Source organism: Pedobacter miscanthi (assembly GCF_003315595.1).
In the GTDB taxonomy this organism is placed as follows: Bacteria; Bacteroidota; Bacteroidia; order Sphingobacteriales; family Sphingobacteriaceae; genus Pedobacter; species Pedobacter miscanthi.
The window spans coordinates 217,547-230,849 of sequence record NZ_QNQU01000005.1 but is presented as its reverse complement, the minus strand read 5'-3'; the positions used below and the strand labels follow the sequence as shown (position 1 = coordinate 230,849).

The 13,303-nt window shown below is 38.0% G+C and carries 15 protein-coding genes; 8 read left to right on the top strand and 7 right to left on the bottom strand.

All coding sequences use genetic code 11. The annotated features are described in order from the left end of the window. Positions 1-110: 110 nt before the first annotated feature. Entirely contained in the window at positions 111-323 is a 213-nt protein-coding gene (locus tag DRW42_RS07895; RefSeq protein WP_113948283.1) for a hypothetical protein, read from the top strand. Between the two features lie 124 nt (positions 324-447). Here DRW42_RS07895 and DRW42_RS07890 read toward each other — a convergent pair whose 3' ends face one another. Then, positions 448-1,002: a pyridoxamine 5'-phosphate oxidase family protein gene (locus DRW42_RS07890; RefSeq protein WP_113948282.1), complete on the bottom strand. Its 555-nt coding sequence runs from the start codon at positions 1,000-1,002 to the stop codon at positions 448-450. Positions 1,003-1,178: 176 nt separating this feature from the next. Between DRW42_RS07890 and DRW42_RS07885 the strand changes: the two genes are divergently transcribed. Next, positions 1,179-1,676: a YdeI/OmpD-associated family protein gene (locus DRW42_RS07885; protein ID WP_113948281.1), complete on the top strand. Its 498-nt coding sequence runs from the start codon at positions 1,179-1,181 to the stop codon at positions 1,674-1,676. A 177-nt stretch (positions 1,677-1,853) separates the two neighbouring features. On the opposite strand, the gene DRW42_RS07880 is transcribed toward DRW42_RS07885, so the two are convergent. Further along, the gene (locus DRW42_RS07880) at positions 1,854-2,393 is read right to left on the bottom strand and encodes a YgaP family membrane protein (RefSeq protein WP_113948280.1); all 540 of its coding nucleotides are present in this window, start codon (positions 2,391-2,393) and stop codon (positions 1,854-1,856) included. 114 nt (positions 2,394-2,507) lie between these two features. Between DRW42_RS07880 and DRW42_RS07875 the strand changes: the two genes are divergently transcribed. From DRW42_RS07875 to DRW42_RS07865, 3 genes are all read left to right on the top strand, one after another. Next, a complete protein-coding gene (locus tag DRW42_RS07875) occupies positions 2,508-3,026 on the top strand; it encodes a thioredoxin family protein (RefSeq protein ID WP_113948279.1) in 519 nt (172 codons plus the stop codon). Between the two features lie 140 nt (positions 3,027-3,166). Next, complete coding sequence (ung, locus tag DRW42_RS07870; RefSeq protein WP_113948278.1) at positions 3,167-3,847, top strand: uracil-DNA glycosylase; 681 nt, start codon at positions 3,167-3,169, stop codon at positions 3,845-3,847. Next, a complete protein-coding gene (locus DRW42_RS07865) occupies positions 3,847-4,509 on the top strand; it encodes an alpha/beta fold hydrolase (RefSeq protein WP_113948277.1) in 663 nt (220 codons plus the stop codon). The genes ung and DRW42_RS07865 overlap by 1 nt, the downstream gene beginning before the upstream one ends. Positions 4,510-4,656: 147 nt before the next feature. Here DRW42_RS07865 and DRW42_RS07860 read toward each other — a convergent pair whose 3' ends face one another. Next, positions 4,657-5,127 (bottom strand): Lrp/AsnC family transcriptional regulator, encoded by a 471-nt coding sequence (locus DRW42_RS07860; protein ID WP_025142637.1) that lies wholly within the window; start codon positions 5,125-5,127, stop codon positions 4,657-4,659. A 127-nt stretch (positions 5,128-5,254) separates the two neighbouring features. On the opposite strand from DRW42_RS07860, the gene DRW42_RS07855 reads away from it, so the two are divergent. Together DRW42_RS07855 and DRW42_RS07850 are read left to right on the top strand one after the other, a co-directional pair. Continuing rightward, on the top strand, positions 5,255-5,917 hold the full coding sequence (locus DRW42_RS07855) for a metal-dependent transcriptional regulator (protein ID WP_113948276.1): 663 nt from the start codon (positions 5,255-5,257) through the stop codon (positions 5,915-5,917). Continuing rightward, positions 5,904-7,769: an Nramp family divalent metal transporter gene (locus DRW42_RS07850; RefSeq protein WP_113948275.1), complete on the top strand. Its 1,866-nt coding sequence runs from the start codon at positions 5,904-5,906 to the stop codon at positions 7,767-7,769. Before DRW42_RS07855 ends, DRW42_RS07850 begins: the two co-directional genes overlap by 14 nt. 86 nt (positions 7,770-7,855) lie before the next feature. On the opposite strand, the gene DRW42_RS07845 is transcribed toward DRW42_RS07850, so the two are convergent. Next, positions 7,856-8,335, bottom strand: coding sequence for a TlpA family protein disulfide reductase (locus DRW42_RS07845; protein ID WP_113948274.1), 480 nt, complete (start codon positions 8,333-8,335; stop codon positions 7,856-7,858). A gap of 581 nt (positions 8,336-8,916) precedes the next feature. Between DRW42_RS07845 and smpB the strand changes: the two genes are divergently transcribed. Next, a complete protein-coding gene (gene smpB / locus DRW42_RS07840; RefSeq protein ID WP_113948273.1) occupies positions 8,917-9,366 on the top strand; it encodes an SsrA-binding protein in 450 nt (149 codons plus the stop codon). Positions 9,367-9,442: 76 nt separating this feature from the next. Here the strand turns inward: smpB and DRW42_RS07835 are convergent, their stop codons facing one another. The 3 genes from DRW42_RS07835 to DRW42_RS07825 form a co-directional block, all read right to left on the bottom strand. Next, a complete protein-coding gene (locus DRW42_RS07835; RefSeq protein WP_113948272.1) occupies positions 9,443-10,099 on the bottom strand; it encodes a protein-L-isoaspartate(D-aspartate) O-methyltransferase in 657 nt (218 codons plus the stop codon). Between the two features lie 286 nt (positions 10,100-10,385). Next, entirely contained in the window at positions 10,386-12,866 is a 2,481-nt protein-coding gene (gene priA / locus DRW42_RS07830) for a replication restart helicase PriA (protein WP_113948271.1), read from the bottom strand. Next, positions 12,866-13,252, bottom strand: a complete 387-nt coding sequence (locus tag DRW42_RS07825) for a DUF423 domain-containing protein (RefSeq protein WP_113948270.1) — start codon at positions 13,250-13,252, stop codon at positions 12,866-12,868. Before DRW42_RS07825 ends, priA begins: the two co-directional genes overlap by 1 nt. Positions 13,253-13,303: the final 51 nt, after the last annotated feature.

Sequence of the window (13,303 nt, the reverse complement as noted above, 5' to 3'; positions counted from 1 at the left end):
ATACGCTTTTAGTGTTAACACAAACATAACAAAAACTTAAAAGGCTTGCTAACAATTGTTTAGCAAGCCTTTTCTATATTTACAGCAATCGATAAATAAATCATTGCCTTATGAATACGTCAAGTTTAGAAATCAACGAAAGAGAATACTGCATTAAATTAAGCAAAGATGCTTTTGATTTAACTTTAGTTCGCCAATTAATAAAAAGAATCCAGGCCGAAGCCTTATTTTTCTCAAGAAACCAGGCTGAAGATGAAGATATCTTAAGCAAAAGAGCTCAAAGAGAAGAATTTGAAGGATTCGATTATTTAGGAGACAAATAAACTATACGTCACCCTGAATTCATTTCAGGGTCTACTCGAGCTAGATGCTGACCACGAAGTAGCCATTAGACAATTAAAAAACAATGGAAATAGCTAATGAAATAAATTCAGCATGACGATTAGCTTAATCCACCTCCAAAGTTCCTTCTACCGAATCATCCATTGTTTTTCCGGTAATTACGGATGCTGCCATTTTCAAAAATGCTACAGCAGTTCCGTGTTTTGTATCCCAATAGTATCCTTCAGAAGGGATTACTTTAATCAGTGTAATATTCGGATCGTCTTTTCCTCCCTGAAACCAGGTTTTAATAAACGGACTCCAAAGTTCATCAATCTTAGCCTGATCTCTGCTGATTTCTGAAATACCATAAATATTAACAAAGCCCGAATGTGCGCCCGCCTGAAATAATAAATGGGTAAAGGGATCAGTAGAAATCTCTTCATTTTTATGACTGTCTTTCATGCTCATAAACCAGATATTACCTTCATCGTCGACCTGCTGGATAGCCATTGGCCTAACTGATAATGGAATACCCGTTTTAATATTGGTACAGAAAAAACAGCTTTCGGCCTTATCTGCCAGTTCTCTGAGTTTTTCGATGGCTGCTTTGCCACCAAGATCTTTAATATTATTTTCTTCCTGAGTATTGTTTGTACTTCCTTCTTGTGATGTTGCCATGGGATTAAGATTTTTATATAAACTACAATGAAAAATGGCATTTGGTTTTGATTTTTTAAGAAGAGCGCAGAGCGAAAGGCGCTTAGCGGCTGGCGATGAATATAAACGTAGTCGCAGAGATAAGGTTTAGTGATTTATGATTATGGATTTTTAATGAAACGCAATATCTTTAAACAATGGAGATCAAAAAACCTAAACCTTTTAAGGCTGAGATTAAAATTATAGGCATTAACCCCTTTGTTTTTATACCCGTAAAAACCTTGGAATATATCTTTAAACAGGCAGGTAAAAATAAAGGACAATTACCCGTTATCATGAAAATTGATGGCCATGAGTTTAAACAGACTCTGGTAAAATATGCCGGCGATTGGCGTTTGTATCTCAACACGCCGATGCGAAAAGCTGCTAAGAAGGATATTGGCGATAATGCTATTTTCGAAATTGAATTTGATGCTGAAGAACGTTTCATTGAAATGAATCCAAAATTGGAGCAGGCCTTAGCGGGAAATAAAAAAGCAAAAGATATATTCGATAGCCTCGCCCCTTACCTGCAAAAAGAAATTGTTCGTTACATAGCCAACCTTAAAACGGATGAATCGGTAGAGAAGAATGTTAACAAAGCAATTGGTTTTTTATTAGGTGAAGAAAGGTTTATCGGAAGGGATCCTTTGTAATTATGGCATCAGTATTTGCATCGTTTCCAATACTAAAGGGTCGTCATCTCGACCGGAACATAGTGGAGTGGAGAGATCCATCTCAAGGTAGATTTCTCGACTTCGCTCGAAATGACGTTTTCTCCATAAAAAAAGCCATCTCAATTATGAAATGGCTTCAAACGAATACGTTTAATACTATCTGTAACGAACCTGTTGTTGCTTGTCCATCATGCCCATCTGATCTTTCATCTGTTTAATCTGATCGGCCAATAACTTATTCTTATCTGCTTTTTTTGCTTCTGCAAGGTACATGGTTGCTTCGCGTTTATTACGTTTTGCCATTGCTATACCAGCTAAGCTTAATTTAGCCAGGGCAACATTATGATCCATGTGCATGCCCAAAGCAAGCGACTTTTTAAAATATTTTTCACTCTGCATCGGTGCAGTGCGGCTTTCGATTAAACCAATCAATAAGTTATAATAACCGTGCTGTGCTTTAATCAACTGTTTTTCGTAATCGGTAATGCGGTTTAAAAACATTTTTGCTTTAGGCATGTTGTCTTTTCTAAGAAACCATTGGGCCAACAGCATATTTTCATTGAAGAAATAAGTTACCAGCACAACTATTCCTAATAAAATGGCAATAATGCCCCAAGGCCAGAAACCGAAAACAAATAAAGCTACTGCGCCACCCAATAAAGCAAACCCCGCAATTAATCTGATAATATTTGGCATAAATTTTATTCTAATAATTTTTTTTGCAAATATCGTGTTTAAATGGCAGAAATTAGATTTTAAAACAATAATTTCATTAAAAATTTAAAAGCAACAAAAAACCATCATACCGCTATGAAATTCCTATTATCCATAACCCTAATCGTACTTGCAATGAACGTTTCTGCACAAGAAGTTAATAAAAAAATCCACGATCAAGTCCACAATAAAGATATCCTGATCAACGCCTGCACCCGCGAGGGAATTACCACTTTCCCTGAATTTAAGGAGATGTACGATCCACTTTATGCTGCCTACGTTCCAGATGCAGCAACTATGATTGAACTAAAAAAACTGGTTAAAAATGAAAAAATCAAGATAGTTTTAGGCACATGGTGTGGCGACAGCAAAGCAAACGTACCAAACTTCTTTAAAATTTTAGATGCCCTGCATTTTAAAGAAAAAAATGTAGAAATTATTGCTGTTGACGGAAATAAAAAAGCTGAAAACGGCATTTTGGATGGTCTGGACATTTCGAGGGTACCTACATTTATTGTGTTTGATAAAAAAGGAAATGAATTAGGCCGTATCATCGAAGGTCCTAAAACATCTTTAGAAGGTGATTTATTAGCGATTTACAAGAAAAAATCTTAAACTTTTTGAGTGAGTTTATGGTTCATAGTTTGATGGCTCATGGTAGATAGCCTATTGGCTTATGCTAAACCATCCAAGACATGAACTATTAACCAAAAAAACATCATACATCTTACATCATTACATTTTACATCAATACTATGTCTGCAGCATTAGAACCAGGTTGGTTAGCCATTTTAGAAGAAGAATTTGAAAAAGACTACATGAAAAGCCTGAAGTCTTTTTTACAGGAGGAAAAACAAAATGGTGCAACGGTATATCCGAAAGGTGCTGATATTTTCAATGCATTAAATACTACACCCTTCGATCAGGTTAAAGTGGTGATTTTAGGTCAGGATCCTTATCATGGTGCCGGGCAGGCACATGGCTTATCTTTTTCTGTACAACGGGGCATAGCTGTTCCGCCATCGTTAAAAAATATCTATAAAGAACTGGAAACCGATATTGAAGGTTTTAAAACACCCAACCATGGCCATTTAACCCATTGGGCTGAGCAGGGTGTGCTATTGCTGAATGCAACTTTAACCGTCCGCGCTTCGGAAGCCGGCTCACATCAGAACCGGGGCTGGGAAATTTTTACTGATGAAATTATTAAAGCTTTGTCTCAAAAACGCGAACATATCGTTTTTCTCTTATGGGGTAAGTATGCACAACAAAAAGCAGCTTTAATTGATCAGAAAAAGCATTATGTGCTTACTGCGGCGCATCCGTCACCCTTTTCTGCCTATAATGGATTTTTCGGTTCTAAACACTTCTCAAAAGCCAATCAGCTTTTGGTGCAAAATAACCTTAGCCCTATCGACTGGAATCTGCCGGAGTAATGAATACCTACTTTATAAGTGGTTTAGGTGCTGATAAAAGGATTTTTTCCAAACTTAAGCTCAACGAAAAAATCAATATCATTCATGTAGATTGGATTAGTCCGGTTAAAGATGAATCACTAGCTGCTTATGCCGAAAGGTTAAGTAGCATTATCGATCAATCGCAACCTTTTGCCTTGGTTGGGGTATCGTTTGGTGGAATGATCGCGGTAGAAATAGCAAAGGTTTTAAACCCCGTTAGCACGATTATCATTTCGAGTACGATGTTACGCAATCATTTACCGGCGCTTTACCATTTTGCAGGAAGGTTGGGCATTTTAAAATTTATTCTGGCCAAACTGTTAAAATCTTCAAATAAACTCACGCAGAATTATTATTTCGGCACTAAATCAAGCAGCGAAAAAACGTTGCTCAGCAAAATTATTAAAGATACTGACCCCTTTTTCTTAAAATGGGCCATTGGAAGTATATTAAGCTGGAGAAATAAAACAATACCTGAACGGATTTACCACATCCATGGTACAAGTGATAAGATATTGTATTCTAAAATTGCAAAACCCGATTTCGTGATCCATAATGGAACGCACTTTATGGTTTATCAAAACGCAAAGGAAATCTCAGGAATTATTGAGAAAATAATATTGAATATAGGAATAGACTAATTTTAAGCGATACATCATTACTAGACTCATCGTCATTTCGAGCGAAGTGCAACGCAGTCGAGAAATCTACAACAGATCTCTCCATTCCACTGCGTTCCAGTCGAGATGACGACCGTTCTATTAAATAATTGCTTAAAAAAGAATATGCTAGTACTCCAAAGGCACAATCGGCTCTTTCTTCGTGGTAGACATGATCATCATCGTCTGGAAGGTTTTCACTACAGAAATCTTACTGATTTTATCCATAATTAAACGTTCGTACGCTTTAATATCCTTTACATAAACCTTTAACAGAAAATCGGCCTGCCCGGTTACGTGGTGGCACTCCGTAATTTCCTTGATCTGGTTTACTTCATCCAGAAAAATCTGGATGGTATTATTTTTATGAAAATCGAGTTGGATCTGGATAAAAGTTTTGATACCCAAACCCAGTTTTTCTTCATCAACCAAGGCATGATAACTTTTAATATATCCTGCCATTTCGAGCTTGCGCACACGCTCTAAAGTTGGTGCAGGCGATAAACCAATTTCCTGGGATAAAAGTAAATTGGTAATTCTTCCATTCTCTTGAAGAATCCTTAAAATTTTAAAATCAATTTTATCTAATTCAGATGCCATACGGTGTTAAAGGTATTTGAGAATACAAACATAACCAAATTATATTCTAAATTTTAACATAATTTATCATATATATTTTAAATAAAAATTTTTAGATTTACCTAAAAATTTAATTAGATAAATATAAATGCAAAGTTACACGGAAGAGAACTATCTAAAAACAATTTATCATTTAGCAGAGCGCACAACAAACGTCCAAACCAATGCGATTGCAGAGCAGATGCAAACAAAACCTGCTTCTGTAACAGACATGATCAAGAAATTGGCTGATAAAGGTTTGGTTGATTATATTAAATACCAGGGTGTAACATTAACAGAGACCGGAAAAAATACCGCAATAGATATTGTACGCAAACACCGCCTTTGGGAAGTTTTTTTGGTAGATAAATTAAATTTTAAGTGGGATGAGGTGCATGATGTGGCCGAAGAGCTTGAACACATCAGGTCCGTTGAGCTGATTGAAAGACTGGATGAGTTTCTGGGTTTCCCAAAAGCAGATCCACATGGTGATCCTATCCCCGATAAAAACGGACGTTTTGCCAAAACCCAGTTTATTAAACTCATCGAATTAAAAGTGGGCGATTCAGGCACCATTACCGGTGTTAGTCAACACAGTTCGGCATTTTTAAAACATTTAGAAAAGCTGGGACTTACTTTGGGCAAACAAATCCAGGTTAGTGATGTTACCGATTTTGATGGTTCAGTAGAAATCAGATTATCCGATAAACAAGTTAACATTAGTAGAGAAGTTGCAAAACATATTTTAATCAGCAGTAATGGCAAAAACTGAATCGTTAAGTGAAGTACATCAGAGTGTAAATACAGATAAAAGAAAAGGCTGGAAAAGGATTTTGGCTTTTATTGGTCCGGCCTATTTAATCAGCGTTGGTTACATGGATCCGGGCAACTGGGCAACCGATCTGGCCGGTGGCAGTAAATTTGGCTACCAACTGATATGGGTTTTACTCATGTCAAACCTTATTGCGCTGCTGTTACAATCATTAAGTGCCCGTTTGGGTATTGTACGTGGTTTAGACTTAGCCCAAGCCTCAAAACAGGCTTATCCGCGCTGGGCGAATATTCCATTATTCGGCCTGGCACAAACGGCCATTATAGCCTGTGATCTGGCCGAAATCATTGGTATGGCCATCGGTTTACAGCTTTTATTTGGCTTACCACTCATCTGGGGCATCTCCATTACCATTTTCGATACCATTTTACTGCTTTTTCTACTAAATAAAGGCATGAGGGCCATGGAAGGCTTTATTGTATCAATGGTTTTTATTGTCGGGATTTCCTTTCTGGTCGAAATGTTTATTGTTGAACCCTCCATAAAAGAAGTGGCAAAAGGTTTTGAGCCCTCCATTTTAAATGGTGATGCACTTTATATTGCCATCGGGATTATTGGTGCTACCGTAATGCCACACAACCTGTACCTGCACTCCTCTCTGGTACAAACCAGAAAGATAGAACGGAGCAATAAAGGCATCAAAGAAGCCTTAAAATTTAACCTGATTGATACCACAGTAGCGCTAAACCTCGCTTTTTTTGTTAATGCCGCCATTTTGATCCTCGCCGCGGCAGCTTTTTATAAAAACGGCCTGCACGAAGTGGCCGAAATACAGGATGCGCATAAATTGCTTTCGAACATTTTCGGGAGCGTTGCCCCAGCCCTTTTTGCCATCGCGTTAATTGCCGCCGGACAAAGCTCTACAGTTACCGGAACTTTAGCGGGACAGATTATTATGGAAGGCCATATTAATTTAAGGATACAACCCTGGTTACGCCGGCTAATTACCCGTTTACTGGCCATTATCCCTGCGTTTTTTACCATTCTGCATTATGGTGATGATGCCCTTGGCGGATTATTGGTTTTAAGTCAGGTGGTTTTAAGTTTGCAGCTGGGTTTCGCCATTATCCCCCTGATCCATTTTACATCGGATAAAAAACTGATGAAAGATTTCGCGATCAAGCCCTGGGTAAAAATTTTAGCCTGGGCAAGCGCCATAGCCATTATTGCATTGAATGTAAAGCTTGTTATCGAAGAAATAAGTGGCTGGGCAAAAGAAGCCAACAACTGGTGGATTTATGTATTTGTAATCCCAGCTTTGATCCTGATCGTGCTTTTATTGCTTTATGTTTTTTTCCACCCTTTATTAGAAAAGAAAAAGAATGCTTCCCGATCGCTTATTCCCCATGGAAATGCTTTGGATATTGGTAAAATTGACAAGATCAGTTACAAACGCATTGGTATTGCCGTCGATTTTTCTAAAAATGATAAAAATACCATTCGCCATGCTTTAATCCAGGGTGGTAAAGATGCGCATTATTACCTGATCCATGTGGTTGAAACTGCGGCTGCACGTTACCATGGCAATGATGTAATGGATCATGAAACAATGAGTGATGCGGAGAACTTAGAAAAATACCGTACCAATCTGGAAGATCTGGGTTACGATTCTACCCCGTTTATTGGTTTCGGAAACACAGGTAAAGCGATAGCCGATATTAGCAACCGGAACGAAATGGAATTATTGGTAATGGGTGCGCACGGACATAAAGGCTTAAAAGACCTTATTTTTGGTACCACGGTTGACTCAGTACGGCATAAAGTAAATATTCCTGTGCTGATTATCAGATAAATTTTAGGTTTTTATAACCAACCACAGATTTTCACAGATAAACACAGATATGAGTTTTGTGTTTATCTGTGACTAAAAAAGGTATATTATTTACCTACTGCGGTAATCATCTTTTTAATACCGCCATCACCTGATTGGTATAACAATAATTTACCGGCTGGTGAGTATAAGTACATTGCGGGGTATTGTTTCGGCAAGAAAGTTGGAATAAACATGCGTTTTTTATCCTGCAGCACCAATACATTTGGTTTTGCATTTAAACCTTTGGCATAAGAATCGAAAAACTGGGGGATAATATAACCCTCATCCATGGTAATCATATAGATATTTACATCCTTAAATTTGGCATAGTTCGTATTCAGGATTTTACTTTCACGCTGGCAATGCTCGCAGGTACAGTCGAATAAAATAAACAGGTTCTTTTTCCCCTGTTTGATATCGGTATTAGAAAAAGCTTTTCCATCCAGACGGTAGAAAGTAAATTGGGGCAACAAAGTTGGCTGCTGTGCTTTTACCTGAAAAGTTAGGGCTAATAATAAGATTAAAAGTAGGTTTCTGAATTTCATTTTAGTGTTTTATGTCCAAACTTAATTGAATAAATACGAACATAATAATATATCCTTAGCTTTTACAAACAGATGAACATTTTTTATGCTAGAGAAGTCAAGTTTTAATGGGCATATCGCCTGTCTAAACTTGACTTCTCTCCTGCACAATTATTTATAATCCGAAAACGAATGTCAGTTTTTAATGGCTGCTGTAGTCCCGCCATCCACTTTATCCCAATTGAAGGATCGGGATGCCCGTTTCTGTCGGGTTTAATGAATAAGGTTTTGTAAGCAGATGAAAGGCTTGTTCCTTGCACCAGCCCATGTTAAATAAACCCGATAAACGCGGAAACCAAAAGCTTTTTCTGCTTTGGTTGCAGCAAAAAGCGGGACTGAAGAAGCCAAGAACACCAGCAGAACATTTCCAGATCAGCACTTTTATTCAAAGAAGTCAAGTTTGAATATGAACATTGCTATTAAACTTGACTTCTTTACGTCTTAAAATTAAATTATCACGTCAATTTTTAGGATATTTGCAACCCGGCAAGTGTATTTTTTATCATTGCTGAAGATTACAATAACATATACTTTATTAAATTTTGAAAAACGACATCAACATAAAAAATAAAAGAGCTTATTTCGACTACAATCTTTTAGATAAATACGTAGCCGGTATAGCCCTTTTAGGAACTGAAATAAAAGCTATCAGACAGGGTAAAGCCAACATGACAGATGCTTTCTGCATGTTTATAGGCGGTAACCTTTTTGTGCGCAACCTGCACGTTTCGGAATATAGCCACAGTTCATTTTACCACCACGATATTAAACGCGACCGTGCCCTATTATTACAGAAAAAGGAAATCAGAAAACTGAAGCTTAAAGGCGAAGAAAAAGGTTATACCATTGTTCCACTGCACATTTTTATCAATGAAAGAGGTTTTGCAAAAATGGAAATTGCCTTAGCACAGGGTAAAAAAGAATTCGATAAACGTGATAGCATTAAAGACCGCGATACAAAACGTGAGTTGGATAGAGCGATGAAAAGATAGTTAGCTACCAATCCTTAGTCTACAGTCTTTAGTCCTGAGTCTAAGTTGAATAAAGACTGTGGGCTCAGGACTAAAATCACCACGCCTGATCGCCCACTAGCGGCACAAACCTAAAGGTATCCAATACAATTTTTTCGTAATCAGTTTCGCTTACGCGGATAACGGTTACCATTTTCTGCGTTTTCTCGTCTCCAACCGGGATAACAAGTATACCACCAATTTTTAACTGTTTTAATAAAATTTCGGGTACCAAAGGTGCACCTGCAGTAACGATGATTTTATCATAAGGGGCGTGTGCAGCAATTCCTTTTGATCCGTCGCCGCAATAAAAAGTAGGCCGGTAACCCATTCCCGGTAAAACCTGAATGGTTCTGTTGTAAATGTTCTCCTGCCTTTCTATAGTAAAAACATTGGCTCCTAATTCCATTAAAATGCAGGTTTGATAACCCGAACCGGTTCCGATTTCGAGTACTTTATCTCCATTTTTTATATGCAGTAGTTCGCTTTGATAAGCAACGGTATATGGCTGGGATATGGTTTGTCCATCGCCTATCGGGAAAGCAATATCCTTATAGGCCTGGTTCCAAAAAGTTTCGTCAAAAAAGAAATGCCGTGGAACTTTGCTAATTGCGGTTAATACATTTTCATCTTCAATCCCTCGGGATCTTAATAACTCAACCAGCTTTTTTCTCGCACCACGTTCCCGGTAATTATCAACAAATTTATACGCCATGAACTTCAAAATTAGCGTTTCTTAAACGGTGATACAAACACTAAATGAGAGAATGACAGAATTTTTCAATGATTGAATATTGATTAGCTGAATTAGAGAATGATACATTATCCACAGGAGCTAAGGATTGAATTTTGAATGACAGAATTTTGAATGATAGAATTTTGAATGACTGAATTTTGAATGAATGAATTTTGAATGCTTGAGTTTTGACTTAGAGTATTTATTCCATTCTCTCATTCATTCATTCTATCATTCATTCATTAAATCATTCATTCACTCATTTTTAGTACGGATCTACATCTATCTGTGTAAAAATGCCCTTAAACTCTTTGGTTGCATTAAACTCTGTCAATGTTTCTCTTAAGGCATCTTTTACTTTTTGGATTGCTGTATGTTTGTCGGCTTTGATGATGATCTGCTTGATATAAAGGTTCCTCACGCGGCTTACCAATGGCTGTTCTGGTCCTAAAACCCTTTTACCAAACTTTGCTTTAAGAATATTCGCTAGTGTAAGTGCAGCATGATCCAAAACATGCGAATCTTTATGTTTGATGTACAAAAATATCATCCTCGAAAATGGCGGATAGAGGAATTTCTCCCGCTCCACAATTTCGTCGTTGTACATGCCTTCGTAATCATTGTTCACCACTTGTTTTATGATCCGGTTTTCGGCATCATAAGTCTGGATGCATACATTCCCTTGGTCGGCCCTGCGCCCTGCCCTACCGGCAACCTGCGCCAGCAACTGAAAACTACGCTCGTAAGCGCGAAAATCGGGATACCCCAGTAAAGTATCGGCATTGATCACACCAATCAGGTTCAGGTTATCGAAATCCAAACCTTTGGCCACCATTTGTGTACCAATTAAAATATCGGTTTTCTTTTCCTGAAAATCATTTAAAATCTGTTGCAGACCGTTTTTGGTCCGTGTGCTATCCATATCCAAACGGGCAATGGTAACCTCGGGGTACAGCAAACGGAGTTCTTCTTCAATACGTTCAGTACCGAATCCTTTTTGCTCCACATGCACAGAGCCGCATGCCGGACAGATATTTACACTGCTTTGCTGATAGCCGCAATAATGGCAATGCAGCTTGCCGCTGCTTTTATGATAAGTTAAACTTACATCACAGTTTACACATTTCGGCGTATAACCACAGGTTGCGCAAATCAAAATAGTAGCATAGCCCCTTCTGTTCTGGAATAGCACAATCTGTTCCTTTTTAGAAAGTGCCAGATCAATATCTTTAATCAGTACACTAGAAAAATACGAACTCATCGTTTTTTTCTTCGTTTCTTCCGAAATACTTACCACCTGTTGATTTGGTAATTGTACCCCACCAAAACGCTCTTTCATCTCCACCAATCCATATTTACCATGCAATGCATTGTAATAACTTTCTAAAGATGGGGTGGCTGAGCCTAGAATTACTTTAGCCTGGTGCAGGTACCCTAAATAAATAGCTGCATCCCTGGCCTGGTAGCGCGGAGCCGGATCGTACTGTTTATATGAGGCTTCATGTTCTTCATCAACAACAATTAATTTTAAGTGCTGGAAAGGAAGAAAAACGGCTGAACGTGCTCCAAGGATTACTTTATAAGCACCTGTTCTTACTTTATTCCAGATTTCTACCCTTTCACTATTGTTGAATTTAGAATGGTAAACCCCAATCGAATTTCCAAAATAACGTTTAATCCGCTCTACAATCTGTGTGGTTAAAGCAATTTCGGGCAGGAGAAATAATACCTGTCCATCTGTATTCTGGATAATTTCCTCGATGAGCTTAATATACACCTGCGTTTTACCCGATGCGGTAACCCCATGAAGCAAAACCACCTCTTTTTCTTCAAAATACTGCTTAATTTGTCCTAAAGCTTTCTGCTGACCATCATTGAGTTCGAAATTTACACTAAATTCTTCATCATGGGCAGCTAAGCGGCTTACCGGCCTTTTCATTACCACAAAAATATCCTTATTGGTTAAGGCTTTTAATGCGGCAGGTCCGCAGTTGCTTTCCTCTAAAAGTTGTTCTTTTGAGATTGGCAGGTTAGATTTTTGGAGCTTAAGATATCCAAGCAAGGCATCCAATTGTTTTGGTGCCTTATCAAGTACCTGAAACAGTTGCTTTAAATTTTCTTCTTCGGTGTAAAAGTCGTTCAAAATCACGAACGATTTAAGCAATGGTTTATATTTCTGCACCACCTCTTCGGCCACCAGAATCAGTTCTTTATCCAATAAATGGTTAATGATGGGATATACGGTTTTCTGCCCCAATAGCTTAGAAACATCATTAACGGTGAGTTTTTGCTGTTGTTTCAGCGCATTAATGATGATTTCTTCCTTTTCTGTAAGTTCGGTCTCATCATTATAATCTTCACGGAGAATCAGGATGGTTTCGCTGGCCAGTTTTAAACTTGCAGGTAAAGCGGCTGCCATTACATCGCCTTCGTTGCACATGTAATAGTTGGTCATCCAGGTCCAGAATTTGAGCTGCATGGGCGTAATTACCGGTTCGGCGTCTACTACATCGATGATGTATTTTGCTTCGTAAACTGTTGGCGGCACGGTAGTAATGCCACTGATTAATGCCGTATAAATTCGATGTTTACCAAACTGCACCACCACACGTTTCCCGATGGCAATTTGATCGTTCAGGTCAAAGGGCACACGATAAGTGTAGTTTTTCGCCAAAGATAATGGCAAAATAACTTCAACAAAAAGTGTTTCTCTTTCTGCAAAAATATCGTTTTCGAAACTGTTCATTATTTATCTTTAAATGCTGCAAAAAAGAGCATTATCCATCCCAACACCAGCAAAAGCCCGCCAATTGGAGTTAACGGACCAATAAATTCGGTAAAACCCAAATGCGATATGCTCCGCGTAGCCAACAAATATAACGAGCCTGAAAAAAGAATAATCCCAAATGTAAAGCAGAAATAAGCAATATTAATCAGCTTGTTTCTGTAACGGGCAAATGTAGAAAGGTACAATAATGCAAAGGTATGATAGAACTGATAATCAACACCTTTTTGCCAGATTTCCAATGATGGTCCATCGATTAAAGCTTTTAAGCCATGGGCACCAAAAGCCCCCAGCAAAACAGCAACAGCACCAAAAAAAGAAGCGGTAAGGATTATTCGTTTATTCATAGTTATCTGCTAGTAGCAATCGCTAAATTAATAAATTGACAAAGAACTTCT